Origin of the sequence: Streptomyces sp. NPDC050617 (assembly GCF_040654795.1) — a bacterium.
Taxonomy (GTDB): Bacteria; Actinomycetota; Actinomycetes; order Streptomycetales; family Streptomycetaceae; genus Streptomyces.
In genome coordinates, this window is the sequence record NZ_JBFAIS010000022.1 from 115905 (window position 1) to 131362 (window position 15458).

The following is a 15458-nucleotide window of genomic DNA, read 5'->3' on the forward strand; positions in this document are numbered from 1 at the left end:
CCCTCTGCCGCGGCCCCTACCGGCGCTACCGGCGTCGACGCGTCTCCTCGTCCCGGTCCGGCTCGGCACCGGACGCGACGACAGGGTTGACCAGGGTGCCGATGCCGTCGATCCCGATCTCCACGCGATCCCCCGGAGCCAACGCCGCGCCGCCCTCGGGGGTACCGGTCAGCAGCACATCGCCGGGCAGCAGCGTCATCAGCCGGCTCACCTCGGAGACCAGGACGGCCGTACTGCGGGTGAGTCGCGCGGTGCTGCCGTCCTGTCGCACTTCGCCGTTTATCCGGGTGGTGATGCGAGCCGCCGCGGGATCGATGCCGGTGCTGATCCACGGGCCGAGGGGGCAGAACGTGTCCATGCCCTTGGCCTTGGTCCACTGGCCGCCGTCGGTGCCGATGTCCCAGGCGGTGAGGTCGTTCGCACAGGTGTAGCCGAGGACGTGGGCGGCGGCGCTCTCGGAGTCCACCGAGCGGCAGGTGCGGCCGATGACGACGGCCAGCTCGCCTTCGTACCGCACGTCCTGCGACTGGCCGGGAAGCACGATCGACTCCCCCGGCCCGATCACCGCGGTGGGCGGCTTGAGGTGGATCATCAGGGTGCCCGGGTCGTCGGGGCTCCCCCCGTAGTTGCGCCCGATGACCACGATCTTGCCCGGGTCCACCGGCGCCAGCAGCTCGGCCTCCGCCAGCGGAACGGTCTCGTCCCCGAGGTCCGGTACCAGGGGCAGCGACGGCAGGTGGGCGCGGTCCGCCAGCAGCGTCACCGTGCCCGCGTCCCGGTCGACGATCCCGTAGCGCGGTCCCTCTACGGTCATGAGCCGTGCGATGTCCACAGGTCTCCTTCGTGCGTCTCACTGGCGTTCGTCTCACTGGACGCCGGTTGCCGGGCAGGGCGGCCGATGTCGGCGCCGGGGGCGGATCGGACGGTGAGGTGCGGGGCCAGCGCCGGTGAGGGCCGCAGCCCGTGTCCCATGCCGGGCGGCGGGGGCGCGGCGTGCCGCTCGCGGTCGGCGCGGTACGGAGGAACGGTGAGCGGTTCGGGAAACCATTCGTCCTGCCTGCCGCACTCGACGGCGGCGAGATCGGCCAGCCGCGCGGCCAAGGTGCGTCCGGCCGACCAGAGCGGCCCTATCTCGCCCACCTGAACGCCCAGTTGAACCCGCATGCCGCACTCCCGGGCACGCACCGCGGTGCGCAGTGCCGGCAACAGTCCGCCGCACTTCGAGACCCGGATGTTGACCAGGGCGGCCGCCCCCGCCGCGGCCGCCCACGTCACGTCTGCGGGGTCCACCGCCGACTCGTCCAGCATGACCGGCATTCCGGCTTGCTGGATGCGGTGCAGCACCGTCCACTGACGCGGCGTCGTAGGCTCCTCGATCCAGTCCACGGCGGCCGCCTCGCGAAGCAGCCGCGCACCCGCCTCGGCGTGTTCGGGCTCCCAGCCGCAGTTCGCGTCGACCGAGAGCCGCACGCCGGGCCCCAGCAGGGCACGCGCACTGCGGGCCCGCTCGGCCGTCTCCTCCGGCGAGGGCAGCGCCTTGAGTTTCACGTGGGTCAGCCGCGCCCGTACCGCGTCCGGCATCGCGCCCAACAGCTCCTCCGGCGTGCGGCTGAGATCCACGACCTGGCTGACCGGCGGCGCTCCGCCCGGCGCCGCCAGCGCGTCGGCCGCCCAGGGGCAGGCGTCCAGCACGTCGGCGAGCGGGCGGCGATGGCGTCGGCAGACCGCGTCCAGCAGCGCCGTCTCCAATGCCGCTGCCGCGGCCGGAGCCCGGTGCAGCCCGCCGAGGAGCCTGGGCAGGTCGAGAGAGGCGAGCGCGGCGACCGCCCCGCTGAAGCCGTCTGCGGCCAGGAGCGGTTCGAGCAGCGCGGTGTCCAGGGCCTGGAGTGCGGCGACGGCGCTCTCGGCCGTCTCGTCCGTCACATAGGGCCGGGGGGCGCCTTCTCCCCATCCCTCGAAGCCCTGCCATCTCAGGGAGAGCAGGACCGACTCCGTACGGGCCCGTGCGTGCGCGGTGTGCGCGAAGGGGCGCTCCATCGGCACGCGCGCGATGTGCACCCGCAGGATCTCAAGCACCCCGCGTACCTCCGGAACGCTGGGCGACGGGCGCCCGGTGGACCGCGATATCCGCGAGCCAGTTCCATACCTGCCGCCGCGCCGGCGAGAACTCCAGGTAGTGGGAGTCGGCGTCGAAGTGCGCCGTCACGGTGTCGGGGCAGTGTCGGACGAGCTCCGACTGCGCGGTGTCCAGATCGATGACGGCGTCCCGCTCGGGCCGTGCCAAGTGCACCGGGAACGGTGGCGTGCCCCGCTGCCAGAGCTCCGGCCCCTCGGTGTAGAGCAGCTCCAACTCGGCCATGACGGAACGGAAACCGTCGGTGATCTGCCGCAGCATGGCATGGTCATTGGCCATGAAGGAGAGGTAGCGCTGGTCCCCGGTGTAGTCCTCGTCCCGCAGGGTGACCGGCGAACGGCGCTGGCCGTGCAGAGCGCGCAGTGCGGCCACCCCGTCCCGACCGTGCCTGGCGTGCTGCTGGCCCAGCGCGGGGGCGCAGAACACGACGGCGTCCGGTGTCGTCCGGCCGGTGGCGAGCAGAGCGGCCAGCACGCTGCCGCCGAAGCTCTGGCCCACCGCGGTGATCGGAACGGCCTCCGGGAGCCGGGCCCGGACGGCCGCGAACTGGGCCGCGTAGTCGTCCAGCACGGTCGCCGCGGAGGGCAGATGGCCGCGGGGGCCGCCGCTGGCGCCCGCTCCACGACGGTCCGGTGCGAACACCGCGACTCCTCGGCCGGCCAGTTCCGGGCCGCTCTCGAAGAGCCAGCCGCCGTGGCTCTGCAGCCCGTGCACGTAGACGACGGCGGCGCGCGGCTGCTCCGGGATCCACTGGTGTAGTACGAGCGGCACACCGTCCGCCGCCAGGTGCGTTTCGGTACGGTGCAGGGCGGATTGTGCTTCGGTGATCACGATGGTTCTGGCCTTTCGACACGGTGGGGGGTATGGGGTGGCGCGTCAGCCGGGCAGCAGAAGGCTGAGTTCGTCGATGAGGCCCAGCAGCGTGTCGTCACGCTGGAGCCAGTGATGTTTGATCTGCATGGCAGCCGCGCCGTTCCGCCGCTGTGCCTCGGCGAGGGCCAGGAAGCCGCCCGGCGCGAGTGGGAGCACCCGGAGCGGGCGCAGTCGGTCGGAGCGCCGTTTCTCCGCGTACTCCGGGTTGCACTGTTGCAGGGCGGACTCCGTGGCGGCCGCGAAGTGCTCGCTCGCCGCCGGACCGAGGCCCGGACGCCACTCGACGGCCAGCGCGTAACCCGGCGGGGTGCCCCAGGAAGGGATGCAGGTGAACATGGGCAGGCTGCCCCACGCGTCGTCGTAGGACTCCTTGACCGCCTGGTACACCTGGCTCTCGGTCAGCTTCTCGCCCGTGAAGGAACTGCCGAATCCGGCGCGGCCGGCGAACTCCAGCCGAGGCGAGCCGCCGACCCGCCCCAGCACGGTGTACACGTCCGAGACGTCGTACCGGTAGAGCCCGTTGGCCTGGCTCATGACCAGCCGGTAGCTGCGCCCGGTCTCCACCTCGTGCGGCGCCAGGGTCTCGGCATCGGCGGCCAGCGGACCGCCGTCGTCGTCCTCCGCGCAGGGCACGAACTCGAAGATGCCCTGGTCGGGAGCGAGCGGGCCGGCCGAAGGGTGCCCGTCCACCGGGATGGTGACGATCCCTTCGGTACCGGTGGTGCTGAAGGGCAGCTTGCGGATCCCCGGGGTGACCTCCTCCAGCCAGTCCCGGTAGAGCCCGGCGGACGCGGAGTTCCAGCAGACCACCAGGGAGAGCTGCGGCCACAGGCCGGTCAGCCGGGGTGAGCCGGATGCGCGCTCCAAGCGGCGGCTCAGCGACCGGGCGAGCCGCGGGTCCGGCGCCATGCCGTCGGCCGGAGCCCCGCAGAGCGTCCCGCGGCCCACTTCGTCCACCAACTCACCGGCGCGCAGAGCGAGTTGTTCCGCCAGCCCCACGATCTTGGACGGGTTGAGGGTCACTATCATCCGGACGTCGCAGCCGGCGAGCAGCCGCAGCTTGCGGTAGAGGCTGTCCGCGTACTCCTCGTCGTCGTCCCCGTTCAGCCAGGGGGCGTCGTACCAGGGCGGTACCCAGTCCTCGGCGCCGACGGCGGCGGGGCGTCGGGAGATGCTGTAGACGGGGAATCCGTGCAGGTTCCGCGAGGCGGGCGTGCGCTCCCAGGAGAGGTCCAGCAGGTTTCCGGCGGTGAGGTATTCCGCGCCGATCTGCTCGGCGTAGAGGCCCCACTGCGCGTAGAGGCCCCGCCCCCGGTAGTGGTCCCGCCAGTGCCGGGTGGTGGGGATGTACTTCGGGCGGCCGCTGGATCCGGAAGTCTTCAGGAAGGCGTACGGTGCGCTGCGGGTCAGCACCCGGGGTTCGCCGGACAACTGCCGCTCCACGTAGGGGCGCAACTCCTCGTAGCAGCGGATCGGCACCGCTCGCTTCCACTCCTCGAGAGTGCCGACGGAGCCGAGCCGGTGGCCGCTCCCGAACGATGTGGGCCGCGCCTGGTCCAGCAGGTCCCGGAGGACGCGGGCGCTGGTCGGCCCGGGGTCGTTGCACAGTTCGCGCTGTCGTGCCAGAGCTTCGAGAACGCGCCCCGCGAAACCCCGGGCGCGACGGTCCTGCGGCGCGGCAGACACGCCGGTGGGAAAGAGCATCCGTATTCCCCTTTACTACGGTGCGGTATGCCGCACGGGGGCCGCGATGCTCCCGCGCGGTGCTCTGTTGACGTGCTGGGATGGGCGGGTACCGGCGCGGTGTGTTGTGGCCGTGGCCCCGCCCGCGTCACCGTGGAGCGGCCGCCGGCCTCAGGCGATCCGCCTGACGAGGCCGGCCGCGGTCTTGGGAGCCGTGGCGAAGGCGAGGGCGTCCGAGACGAACCGGGTGACGGCTTCGTCGGTCATCCAGGCCATGTGCGGGGTCACCAGCGCACGCGGGTGGTGACGCAACGGATCCGCCGCGGGCAGCGGTTCGGCGTCGAGGACATCGAGGGCCACCCCGCCCAGCAGGTCCGCGGCGAGCCGCCGGCGCAGCTCCCCCATGTCGATCAGGGCAGCCCGCGCGGTGTTGATCAGGAGGGTGTGCGGGCCGAGCAGGGCGAGCCGCCGGGCGTCGAGAACCGGCGCGGTCCCGGGAACGGCACGCAGGTGCAGGCTGACCACGTCCGCTTCGGCCAGCAGTGCGTCCAGCGGCATCGCACGGACGCCCGCGGCGTGCGCCGCCTCCTCGTCCAGGTGCGGTGACCAGGCAGCTACCCGCATGCCGATACCGCGGGCCAGCGCGGCCACCCTGCTACCGATGCGCCCCCACCCGACGAGTCCCAGGAGCTTTCCGGCTGTCTCCCGCCCGGCCGACGGCCGCCAGTCCAGGGCGGCGCCGACCGCGGCGGGTACGCGGCGGGAGAGCATGAGCAGCAGGGTCAGGGTGAACTCGGCCACCGAATCGGCCGCGAGGCCCGGGGTGTCATACACCTCGATCCCGGCCCGGCCCAAGGCGGCCGGGTCCGCGGCGGCGCCGAGCGGCCCGGCCACCACGACCCGGCGGGGCCGTTCCGCGAGCAGCGCGCCGGTGTCCAGCGGTGGTGCCGCGAAGAACTGCAGCACCGTGTCGGCACCGCGGATGCGCTCGGCGAGCTGTACGGAGTTCGTGCACGGCTCGGTGCCGAGTCGCACCGCCGTGCCGCCGGGGCACCCGCGGACGATCCCGCACAGCCCCGGGTAGCCCCGGAAATCGGGCATGACAATGCGTCCCCCTGACAAGCTTTCCTCCCCCTACTGGCCGCCGAGCGATCCGGTCAGCGAACGGCGAGCCGGATCCGGCAGGTCCACCACCACGTGGTCCGCTCGTCCATGCGGGCCGCGGCGACCTCCCGCAGCCTGGTCAGGCCGAGGGCGTCCTCGCTGACTCCCTGTTCCCGCAGCGCCGGAATCCCCCCTTGGCTCGCCGCGAAGTCCACGAACCGGTCGGCGGCCCCCGTCTCCTTCATATGCAGGCACACCTCGTTGACGTGCCGGAACAGGCCGCTGTCCCGCAAGCGCCCCAGGTGCCCCTCCTTGCGGGCGAAAGCAGGGCGGAGGCCGCGCTCGGCCTCCAGCGCGGTGTGCGCCGACTCGAACTCGCGGTAGGCCGCGTCGACCTCGGGGTCGACGGCCGGAGGCCAGTCGAAGTCGAACGCGGCGAGGACGCCTCCTGGCCGCAGGATGCGGACGATCTCCGGAAAGGCGCGGGTGGCGTCGAACCAGTGCAGCGCATGGCTCACCGTGACGATGTCCGCGCACCCGTCGGGCAGCCCCGTCTCCTCCCCGGTGCCCTCAACCACCCGGATGCCGCGGCGGGCGGCGACCGCGCGCATCTCCGCCGAGGGCTCCACCCCGATCACGTCTTCCCAGAGCATGGCGGACAGTCCGGTGCCGCAGCCGAGGTCCACTACGGCCGGCTCTGCCTTTCCCACCCATTGCCTGAGCAGTTCCGCCAATTCCTCGGGAGGCCGGGGGCGCACCCGGTCGTAGAATTCCGCGAATTTACTGAAGCGTTCTGCAGATTTAGCAACTGTATACGCCATGCGAATGAATTTACCACCGGCAACACACGAGGTCCACAGTGACGTAGAGCATAGTAAAATTATCGCAATAAACGGATAGGTAAAACTCGATCCAGAGCAGTTCGGTTTAGGCATCAATAATAATTGACGCAGGTCAGAGCGGTACCCAGTACCCTACGATCGATCCGTTCGGTACACTCGGCCGCCACCGAAACATACCGGAAATCCGGCTTTTCCATTGAATCCACTTATCGGACACAAGAATTCACAGAACAGCCTAAGGCCGTTATGTCGAATAATTTTCCACCTGGCCGACGAAGCCCATTCGCAGGGCTGTCGAAATAGCTCGAACCAGAAATCAGGACATCCGCTTGCGCCCGGGGAAGGGCAGCATCAAGAGTGCTGCGGGCCGTAAACGGGAGCGTGCCGCATGGTCGGCCGTGCGCGACGGGGCCGGGCGACGTCTAACGAGACGTGACGTGGCGCTCCGCGGACCTCGCCGGAGCCGAGTGCGGCGCCGGGTCCGGTTCACGCGCCGAGGCCGGTTCAGTCGCCGGCGCCGCTTCAAACACCGAGGCCGATTCACGCACCGGCGCCGGTTCAGTCGCCGGCGGGGTCGCCAGGCGGAGCAGGGCGTCGTGGTGCGGGCTGCCGGGCGGGGCCTGATAAACCACCAGCCGCTGCCCTTCGCTGCGGGCTACGTCGAATGCCTCGTAGGTCAGCTCCAGCCGGCCGGCGTCCGGGTGCCGGTAGACCTTGCGGCCGTTGGTGCGGGTACGCACGTCATAGTGCTGCCAGAGATCCACGAACGCGTCGCTGTGCCGCGCGAGTTCCTCGATGAGCTCGCGCAGTTCCGGAGCCTCCGGGTGGACGGCGTCCGCGGCGCGCAGATGCGCGACCACCCCGCGGGCCACCCCGTCCCAGTCCGCGTACAGGAGTGGGGCCGCGGGGTGCAGAAACGTGTAACGAGCCGTGTTGCGCTGTTCCTCCGGCCAGTCCTCGATTCCCGGCAGCAGCCTCAGCCCGGGGACATTGGCCGCCAGGAGGTCGCTGGAGCGGCTGAGCACACAGGCGGGGTACGGGAACACCATGTCCAGGACCCGGCGCACCTCGGGCCGCACCTGACGCGAGGCGCGGCGGGGCGGATTCTGGCCGGACAGCGGCGGCGTGGAGTCCTGGGACAGCTCGGTCAGGTGGCGGTGCTCGTCGTCGGTCAGCTTGAGCACCGTGGCGATGGCGTCCAGCACCGACGGGCTCGGCCTGCACTGCTTCCCCTGCTCCAGACGCCGGTAGTACTCGACGCTGACCCCCGCCAGGATGGCGACCTCCTCACGGCGCAGTCCCGCTGTACGGCGATGTCCTGCGGACGGGGGCAGGCCGACCTGCTGCGGCGTGATCCGGCTGCGCCGGCTCCGCAGGAACTCCCCCAACTCCGTCACGCTTCCCACCTGTGCAGTATGCGGGGAGCCGGTCACCGTCTGGGAGGCCCTGGCAGGGCCCCCCAGACAGAGGCTCCCTGAGAGGCGGCCCGCACCCGAGGCTGAGCGCGGATACCGGTCGATGACATGGCGAGTGGAGAACACGGTGACGGTTGCGGGGCGGGTGCCCGAGCCCTCGGCTACGAAGCGGGGAGCGAGGCTCGTCCTCGCGGTCTGCTGCACGAGCGTCTTCCTCGGCAACCTCAACAACACCGTGCTCAACGTGGCGCTCCCGGCCATGCAGCGGGACCTGCACAGTCCGCTCTCCGGTCTGCAATGGACCACCGACGCCTACCTCATCGCGCTGGCCGCGCTGCTGATGCTGGCCGGGTCCGCCGGCGACCGGCTGGGGCGCCGCCGGGTCTTCCAGACGGGCCTGGCGCTCTTCACGCTCGGCTCGCTGCTGTGCGGGCTGGCCCCCGGGCTCAGCTGGCTGATCGCCTGCCGCGTCCTCCAGGCGGTGGGTGCGTCGATGCTCAATCCGGTGGCCATGTCCATCATCACCAACACCTTCACCGAACCGCGCGAACGCGCCCGGGCGATCGGCGTCTGGGGCGCGGTGATGGGCGTGGCCATGGCGGTGGGGCCCTTGGTGGGCGGAGTGCTGGTGCAGGCCGCCGGCTGGCGCTCGATCTTCTGGCTCAACCTGCCGATCGGGGTGGCGGCCCTGATCTGCGCCGCCCGTTTCATCCCGGAGTCCCGCGCCCCGCACCCCCGGCGGGCCGACCCGGTCGGACAGCTCCTCGTCATCGCGCTGCTGGGAACGTTGACCTATGCCGTCATCGAGGGGCCCAGCACCGGCTGGACGTCCCCCCTCACCCTCGGCTGCCTGGTGGCCGCACCGGTCGCACTGGTCGCCCTGATCCGGTACGAGCGGCAGCGCACCGAACCGCTGGTGGACCTGGAGGTCTTCCGCGACGCGGGGTTCAGCGGCGCCGGGGCCATGGCCGTGCTCTCCTTCTTCGTACTGGGCGGCTTCCTCTTCCTCAACACCCTGTACCTGCAGAACGAACGCGGGCTCGGAGCACTGGACGCCGGCCTGTATCTGCTCCCCATGGCCATCCTGAACATCGTCACCTCCCAGCTCTCCGGTCGCCTGACCGCCAATCTCGGGCCGAGGCTGCCGCTGCTGCTCGCGGGGGCCGCCACCACCCTGGGCGGGGCGCTGTTCGCGGTGGCGGACGCCGAGACCAGCAACGGATTGCTGTTCCCCGCCTACTGCTTGATCGGGGCCGGAGTGGGCCTCGCCAACACCCCCGTCACCAACGCCGCGATGGCCGGGATTCCCAAGGAACGCGCGGGGGTTGCCGCCGCGATCATCTCCACCGGCCGCCAGTTCGGGCAGGCGCTGGGCGTAGCCGTACTGGGCGCCGTGCTCACCACCGGCCTGCACCACCGCGGCGCCGGATACGTGCAGGCGGTACGCCCCGCCTACTGGATCATCACAGCCTGCGGCGCCGCCATCGTCCTGCTCACCCTAGTCACCACCGCCCGGCGCCTCCCGCCGGCCGCCCCCACGGTGACGCTCCCGCAACGCCCCGCCCAGAAAAGCGTCACCTGATCACCGGCCGGAACGGACGGGGCGCCCCGCGCGGTGACCCTGACACGCTCGCGGACGGATGGGCGGGCAGGGAGGCTGCCCTGCTCCGCTGACAGCGGGGCAGGGCAACGGGGGCAGGGCAACGGGGGCAAGGCGACGGGGCAGGGCGACGGGGGCAGCGCAACGGGTCCGGCGCCCCGCTTCGACGTCGCCGTCCGCGTCCTGTTCCGCTCAGCGGGAGGATCGCCCCCGCGCTGTAGCCGACCGGTCACGGAACGGCCCCAGAAAGTGCGCGCACGCCCCTCGTGGCGGCGGTGTGTCGTGCCCCACACTGGCTTGTGGTGCCTGAGTCCTCGGAGCGCGGGTCCGGTCAATCGAATCCGGAGTCCCCCGCGGAGCCGCTCTTGATGTCCGGGACGGACGGCGGCTCGGCCGCAACCGTGCCCGATCCTTCTGCCGCCCGTGCAGCGATCACCCTGGAGGTCGCCCCCGTGCAGACCCAGACCCTGACCGACGCGGCACCGGCCGTCGTGCGACAGGCCGACCCGCCCGCGTCCGAGATGTTCGGTGAGGAAGTGCTCCCCGACCCGCCCGCACGGCCCGACACCAGCGGACCCTCCTCCGATCTGTTCCGCCAGTACCTCCGCGAGATCGGCCGCATCACCCTGCTCACCGCCGCCGAGGAGGTGGAGCTGGCCCGCCGCGTCGAGGCGGGGCTGTTCGCCGAGGAGCGGCTGAGCACGGCGCCCGACCTGGACTCCCAACTCGCCCTGGATCTCGACAAGTTGGTGGTCCTGGGCCGGATGGCGAAGCGCCGCCTCATCGAGGCCAACCTCCGCCTCGTCGTCTCCGTCGCCAAGCGCTACGTCGGCCGCGGGCTGACCATGCTCGACCTGGTGCAGGAGGGCAACCTCGGCCTGATCCGCGCCGTCGAGAAGTTCGACTACGCGCGCGGCTACAAGTTCTCGACCTACGCGACCTGGTGGATCCGCCAGGCCATGTCCCGCGCGCTGGCCGACCAGGCCCGTACGATCCGGGTCCCGGTCCATGTCGTCGAGCTGATCAACCGCGTCGTGCGCGTCCAGCGCCGCATGCTCCAGGAGCGCGGCTACGAACCCTCGCCCGACGAGGTCGCCGCCCACCTGGACCTCACCGAGGAGCGGGTCAGTGAGGTGCTGCGCCTCGCCCAGGAGCCCGTATCGCTGCACGCGCCCGTGGGCGAGGAGGACGACGTCGCGCTCGGCGACCTCATAGAGGACGGCGACGCCGCGTCCCCCGTCGAGTCGGCGGCGTTCCTGCTGCTGCGCGAGCACCTCGAAGCGGTCCTCTCCACGCTCGGCGAGCGCGAGCGCAAGGTTGTGCAGCTCCGCTACGGACTGGCGGACGGCCGCCCGCGCACGCTGGAGGAGATCGGCCGGATCTTCGGCGTCACGCGCGAGCGCATCCGCCAGATCGAGTCCAAGACCCTCAACAAACTCCGCGACCACGCTTTCGCGGACCAGCTCCGCGGCTATCTGGACTGACCGCCGGCCAGCCCACTGCGACGGGCCCGTCGACGACCCCGCCACCGGCCGTACCGCCTGCGATGCCATGAACGCTCCGCACGGTCACGAGACCTTCGTGGCCTTCGTGGTCATCGTGGCCTTCGTGGTCATCGTGACCTTCGCCGCTCGACACCTCGGCCCGGAACTTCTCCACCATCTCCCGAGCGTGATGCAGCCCGATACGGTCGAACGTCCGGTGCAGCTCGTCGAGGTCCCGCCGGGTCAGCTCCGCGCGACGCCCCAGCCGGGACCGCGACTTGACCAGCCCCAGCCGGGCCAGCGACTCGCCGCGCGGCTCGCGCATGGCGTGGAAGCGGCGCCCGGCGTCCGCGTACGCCTCCTCGGCCTCGGCGTACCGCCCGGCGCGGAAGAGCACGTTCCCGCGCATCTTGATGTTGTAGGCGAGCGCGCCCGCCAGATCCAGCTCCGCGCAGATCCCCGCGGCCCGCGACAGCAGCGCGAGCGCGCGCCGGGTCTCGCCGCGCACCGACAGCACGTCCGCGACACCGCGCAGCGCCCAGGCGTGGCCGCGCGCGTCGTGCGCGGCCTCGGCTATCAGCGCCGCCTCCTCGAACTGGGCGAGCGCCGTGTCGTACGCGCCGGTGTTGCGGTTCATCTGCGCGATGCCCTCCAGGGCCCACACCGTGTGCCGCGCCTCGCCGTGCGCACGCGCCTCGGCCAGTAACCGCTCGTGCAGCTCCGTGACGGCCGCGTAGTCGCCCTGTATGCGGCCGGTCTCCGCGAGCCCGGCGAGCGCGTAGCCGCGCGCGGTGCGGTCCCCGCCCCGGGCGGCGAGCTCGGCGGAGGCGGCCAGCAGCCGGCGGGCGAGCCGGAGCGAGCCGCACTGCCGGGCCAGCGTCCCGCCGCTCCACAGCGCCCACGCCATCGCCGCCGGGTCCTCGGCGCCGCGCGCCCGGCGGTAGCTCTCCCGCCAGGCGCGTCCGGCGTCCTCGACCCGCCCCAGCCGCCGGTTGGCCTCGGCCGCCGCGAGGCGGGCCCGCGCCCGTTCGAGATCGGTCCCGGCCCGCCGCAGCTCCTCGTCGGCGAGGGCGAGCACCTCCTCGTAGGAGGAGTTGACGGACAGTCGGGAGCCGAGGGCTCCTTGGTACTCGGGGGCGAACGCCTTGCCGTACATAGGGCCCGTCTTCCTGGTCGCCGCGATTGACGATCAAGAAGTTATCGGCGCGCGGGGGCGGGCGAATCCCTCCCTGTGCTGGTCATCGGGTCCGTCTGAGGTGGAGGACGGCGGGCCGCCGTCCACCTTGAGATGTACGGGACGTGCGAACGCGAGGTGTGAGGCGTGTGGAGACTACGCCGGGCCGGCCGCGGTCTGCTGACCGTCCCCGAACGCGCCCGGATGGATCTGCTCGCGGACCGCCGCGTACTGCTGGTGCACGGCCTGCCCCACCGCCAGCTCCTCCCCAGGCTCGAAGACTTCACTGGCGGCGGCCGGCCAGCGCGGCGGCTCGTGCGGCGAGAGCGTGCCCTGCTGCGCGCCCAGCGCCCACGCCGCCTGCCGGGCCGCGCCGATCGCCGTGTAGTCCGCCGGCTGCGGGACGACGACCTGCGCGCCGAAGAGCGCGGGAGCTATGGCCCGTACGGCCGGCAGCCCGGCCGCCGCGCCCAGCAGGAACACCCGCCGCACCTCGACGCCCCGGTCGCGCAGTACGTCCAGCGCGTCCGTCAGCCCGCACAGCATCCCCTCGAAGGCGGCCCGCGCCAGGTGCTCCCGCTTCATGCTCTCGCGCCGCAACCCCGCCAACGTGCCCGCGGTGTGCGGCAGATGGGGCGTGCGCTCACCTTCGAGGTAGGGGAGCAGGACGAGGCCGGACGAGCCGGGGGTGGAGGTGAGGGCCAGTTCGGAGAGCCCGTCGAGGTCGGTGCCGAGCAGTTCGGCGGTGCCGCGCAGCGCCCGTACGGCGTTGAGCGTGTGCACCACGGGCAGGTGCATGCCGGTCGCGTCGGCGAAGGAGGTGATGGTGCCGGTGGAGTCCACCAGGGCCTCGTGGTGCACGGAGAAGACCGAGCCGGAGGCGCCCAGCGAGATCACCGCGTCGCCGGGCCCGACGCCGAGCCCGAAGGCGGCGGCCATGGTCTCGCCGGTGCCCGCGGAGATCAGCAGCCCCTCGGGCGTGTGCCCGGCGGGCTCGCAGGGGCCGAGTACCTCCGGGAGGGCCGCGGAGTGCCCGAGCGCCAGCTCCACCAGGTCCGGCCGCCACTGCCCGGACGCCGCGGACCAGTAGCCGGTGCCGGAGGCGGCGCCCCGGTCCGTGGTCCGCCGCACGGGCCGCCCCAGCAACTGCCACACCAGCCAGTCGTGCGGCTGCAGCAGCATCGCGGCGCGCTTCGCGGCCTCCGGCTCGTTGCGCGCCAGCCAGCGCAGCTTGGCGACCGGCTGCCCGGCCTGCGGCACCGACCCGACGGCCTGCGCCCACGCCGCGCGCCCGCCGAGCGCGTCGGTCAGGTCGGCGGCGGCCGACTGCACCCGCTTGTCGTTGCCGAGCATGGCAGGGCGTACGAGCACCCCGCCGGCGTCCAGCGCGAGCAGCCCGTGCTGCTGCGCGGAGACCCCGATGGCCTGCACGCCCTCCAGCAGGCCGCCGGCGGCGGCCTCGCCCAGTGACATCAGCCACGCCTGCGGGTCCCCGTCGGAGTCGGCGGGATGCGGCGCGTACCCCTGCTTCAGCACGGCGCCCGTGTCCGTATCGCAGACGACGATGCGCGTGCTCTCGGAAGAACTGTCCAATCCGGCGACTATGCCCATGGGGCACGATTTTGCCCTATGGCGCGAGCGTCACGTGTTGCTGGTGCCCCAGTCGTCGTCCGCCGGGGTCCGCTGCTCCCGCAGCGAGCGCACCCGCTCGGTCACCGAGCCCGGCAGCCGGTCGCCGACCTTCGCGCCGACCGCGCCGAACGCCTTGGAGGCGGCGGCCCTGCCGTTCTGCGCGGCGGACTCGGCGGTATTGCGCACCGCCGGGTTCTGCGCGACCCGCTGCGCGGCCTTGCGCAGCTGCTCGTACCGTTCGCGTCCGGCCCGCGTGCCGAGCACGTACCCGACGATTGCTCCGGTGATGAACGTCAGCCGGTAGCGCATCGCTCCACCCTTCTTCGCGTTCTTCGCGTCGAACCGCATTCGATCATGTCCGGGACCCCGCTCCGGGCTCTTCCCGTACGCCTCGTCGCATGTTCCGGACCACGACGACCCGCGTCGGCGGTGCTGCGCGCCTACCCGTCGCACCCGTAGGTCACTCACGGGATACCGATTGGCGGAGCACCCCCCTGCTTGCGCTAATGTATGTGTCGCAGCGAGCGCACGCCGTCCGGGACCCCGGAGCCGGGTGCATTCGAGGCACACAGCGCAATCCCCTGTAGCTCAATTGGCAGAGCAGCCGGCTGTTAACCGGCAGGTTACTGGTTCGAGTCCAGTCGGGGGAGCGCGGTCCCCTGTAGCTCAATTGGCAGAGCATTCGGCTGTTAACCGGAGGGTTACTGGTTCGAGTCCAGTCGGGGGAGCAGAGCGAAGAGGACCCCTCAGGGGTCCTTTTTCGTGTGCCGTGGAACCGCCGCGGGGCTGATCGGCATCCTCAAGGACAGGCTGGTCACGCGATGCGGACCCTCAGGGGCAGCAGATCGTATGACCGGCTATGCTGCGGCAGACGGCGCGCACAGATGTACGCGACGCGCCGTTACGGGGCGGTAGCTCAGCCGGTTAGAGCAGCGGACTCATAATCCGTCGGCCGTGGGTTCGAGTCCCACCCGCCCCACCGTTCGTACGCGGTGCAGAAACGTTCTGACCTGCGGAAACGTCACAGCGAGGGCCGCCACGGAAACCGTGGCGGCCCTTCCTTCTGCCTCAAACCAAGATCCAGGGGACACACAGGGGACACGGGGGCGATCCAGGGGGCGGAGAGGCCCTCACGCCTCCTTCCGACGCCTGTGCGAGCTTCGGCGGGCGGACCTCCCCGTTGCCGGTGGCAGGCCCCGCGGCAGCGTCCAACCGCCCAGGTCCGGAGACTCGGAGCGGGCGATGGTGAAGCGCGTGAGCGAGAAGTCCATCCGCTGTTCCTCCGGGTACTGATCGTTGAAGTTCTCGACCTGGACCAGCTCCAGGTCGTGCGAGGTGCAGTAGTCGCGTATCCACTTCACAGTTCCGTTGGCGGCGTCGTCCTGGCCGCGGGCGGCGAGAGCGATAATGCCGAGGAGGCCGGAGCCCGGTTGGATCTGGGCTCCGGCGAGCCAGGTACCGTCCGGCTGCCGTGCGCCGTGGGCGAAGAAGACGGCGATGTCGCCCTGCCAGGCCGT

13 protein-coding genes and 3 tRNA genes are annotated in these 15458 nt (G+C 71.8%); 5 read left to right on the top strand and 11 right to left on the bottom strand.

What is annotated here, in order from left to right; translation table 11 throughout:
- Positions 1-25 precede the first annotated feature (25 nt).
- The 7 genes from AB0I49_RS26710 to AB0I49_RS26740 all read right to left on the bottom strand — a co-directional run bounded on the left by AB0I49_RS26710 (position 26) and on the right by AB0I49_RS26740 (position 8042).
- The gene (locus AB0I49_RS26710) at positions 26-814 is read right to left on the bottom strand and encodes a fumarylacetoacetate hydrolase family protein (RefSeq protein WP_363229630.1); all 789 of its coding nucleotides are present in this window, start codon (positions 812-814) and stop codon (positions 26-28) included.
- A complete protein-coding gene (locus AB0I49_RS26715; RefSeq protein WP_363229631.1) occupies positions 811-2076 on the bottom strand; it encodes an enolase C-terminal domain-like protein in 1266 nt (421 codons plus the stop codon). The genes AB0I49_RS26710 and AB0I49_RS26715 overlap by 4 nt, the downstream gene beginning before the upstream one ends.
- Positions 2069-2965 (bottom strand): alpha/beta fold hydrolase, encoded by an 897-nt coding sequence (locus AB0I49_RS26720; protein WP_363229632.1) that lies wholly within the window; start codon positions 2963-2965, stop codon positions 2069-2071. Before AB0I49_RS26720 ends, AB0I49_RS26715 begins: the two co-directional genes overlap by 8 nt.
- Positions 2966-3010: 45 nt before the next feature.
- Positions 3011-4711: a GH3 auxin-responsive promoter family protein gene (locus AB0I49_RS26725; protein WP_363229633.1), complete on the bottom strand. Its 1701-nt coding sequence runs from the start codon at positions 4709-4711 to the stop codon at positions 3011-3013.
- Between the two features lie 150 nt (positions 4712-4861).
- Positions 4862-5791 (bottom strand): NAD(P)-dependent oxidoreductase, encoded by a 930-nt coding sequence (locus AB0I49_RS26730; RefSeq protein WP_363229634.1) that lies wholly within the window; start codon positions 5789-5791, stop codon positions 4862-4864.
- Positions 5792-5847: 56 nt separating this feature from the next.
- Positions 5848-6615 carry a class I SAM-dependent methyltransferase gene (locus AB0I49_RS26735; protein ID WP_363229635.1) on the bottom strand — a complete coding sequence of 256 codons (768 nt, stop codon included), beginning with the start codon at positions 6613-6615 and terminating at the stop codon, positions 5848-5850.
- A gap of 443 nt (positions 6616-7058) precedes the next feature.
- Complete coding sequence (locus AB0I49_RS26740) at positions 7059-8042, bottom strand: helix-turn-helix domain-containing protein (RefSeq protein ID WP_363229636.1); 984 nt, start codon at positions 8040-8042, stop codon at positions 7059-7061.
- A gap of 112 nt (positions 8043-8154) precedes the next feature.
- Here AB0I49_RS26740 and AB0I49_RS26745 point away from each other — a divergent pair, with 112 nt between their 5' ends.
- Together AB0I49_RS26745 and AB0I49_RS26750 are read left to right on the top strand one after the other, a co-directional pair.
- Positions 8155-9633, top strand: coding sequence for an MFS transporter (locus AB0I49_RS26745; RefSeq protein WP_363229637.1), 1479 nt, complete (start codon positions 8155-8157; stop codon positions 9631-9633).
- A gap of 320 nt (positions 9634-9953) precedes the next feature.
- The gene (locus AB0I49_RS26750; RefSeq protein WP_363229638.1) at positions 9954-11135 is read left to right on the top strand and encodes a sigma-70 family RNA polymerase sigma factor; all 1182 of its coding nucleotides are present in this window, start codon (positions 9954-9956) and stop codon (positions 11133-11135) included.
- Here AB0I49_RS26750 and AB0I49_RS26755 read toward each other — a convergent pair.
- The 3 genes from AB0I49_RS26755 to AB0I49_RS26765 form a co-directional block, all read right to left on the bottom strand.
- On the bottom strand, positions 11080-12291 hold the full coding sequence (locus AB0I49_RS26755; RefSeq protein ID WP_363229639.1) for a hypothetical protein: 1212 nt from the start codon (positions 12289-12291) through the stop codon (positions 11080-11082). The two genes, AB0I49_RS26750 and AB0I49_RS26755, sit on opposite strands and share 56 nt — an antisense overlap.
- 174 nt (positions 12292-12465) lie before the next feature.
- Positions 12466-13920 (bottom strand): FGGY family carbohydrate kinase, encoded by a 1455-nt coding sequence (locus tag AB0I49_RS26760; RefSeq protein WP_363229640.1) that lies wholly within the window; start codon positions 13918-13920, stop codon positions 12466-12468.
- 30 nt (positions 13921-13950) lie between these two features.
- Positions 13951-14250: a YtxH domain-containing protein gene (locus tag AB0I49_RS26765; protein ID WP_363229670.1), complete on the bottom strand. Its 300-nt coding sequence runs from the start codon at positions 14248-14250 to the stop codon at positions 13951-13953.
- A 268-nt stretch (positions 14251-14518) separates the two neighbouring features.
- Between AB0I49_RS26765 and AB0I49_RS26770 the strand changes: the two genes are divergently transcribed.
- The 3 genes from AB0I49_RS26770 (at position 14519) to AB0I49_RS26780 (ending at position 14920) form a co-directional block, all read left to right on the top strand.
- Positions 14519-14591, top strand: a tRNA-Asn gene (locus AB0I49_RS26770).
- A 5-nt stretch (positions 14592-14596) separates the two neighbouring features.
- Positions 14597-14669: transfer RNA gene (locus AB0I49_RS26775), tRNA-Asn, on the top strand.
- A gap of 177 nt (positions 14670-14846) precedes the next feature.
- Positions 14847-14920, top strand: a tRNA-Ile gene (locus AB0I49_RS26780).
- Between the two features lie 151 nt (positions 14921-15071).
- On the opposite strand, the gene AB0I49_RS26785 is transcribed toward AB0I49_RS26780, so the two are convergent.
- Complete coding sequence (locus AB0I49_RS26785) at positions 15072-15302, bottom strand: hypothetical protein (RefSeq protein WP_363229641.1); 231 nt, start codon at positions 15300-15302, stop codon at positions 15072-15074.
- Between the last annotated feature and the right edge of the window lie 156 nt (positions 15303-15458).

Bases quoted from the DNA above. Each gene is read 5' to 3' on its own strand.
- AB0I49_RS26710 (WP_363229630.1), bottom strand. From the start codon at position 814: ATGACCGTAGAGGGACCGCGCTACGGGATCGTCGACCGGGACGCGGGC.
- AB0I49_RS26725 (WP_363229633.1), bottom strand. From the start codon at position 4,711: ATGCTCTTTCCCACCGGCGTGTCTGCCGCGCCGCAGGACCGTCGCGCC.
- AB0I49_RS26730 (WP_363229634.1), bottom strand. From the start codon at position 5,791: ATGCCCGATTTCCGGGGCTACCCGGGGCTGTGCGGGATCGTCCGCGGG.
- AB0I49_RS26735 (WP_363229635.1), bottom strand. From the start codon at position 6,615: ATGGCGTATACAGTTGCTAAATCTGCAGAACGCTTCAGTAAATTCGCG.
- AB0I49_RS26745 (WP_363229637.1), top strand. From the start codon at position 8,155: ATGACATGGCGAGTGGAGAACACGGTGACGGTTGCGGGGCGGGTGCCC.
- AB0I49_RS26755 (WP_363229639.1), bottom strand. From the start codon at position 12,291: ATGTACGGCAAGGCGTTCGCCCCCGAGTACCAAGGAGCCCTCGGCTCC.
- AB0I49_RS26760 (WP_363229640.1), bottom strand. From the start codon at position 13,920: ATGGGCATAGTCGCCGGATTGGACAGTTCTTCCGAGAGCACGCGCATC.
- AB0I49_RS26765 (WP_363229670.1), bottom strand. From the start codon at position 14,250: ATGCGCTACCGGCTGACGTTCATCACCGGAGCAATCGTCGGGTACGTG.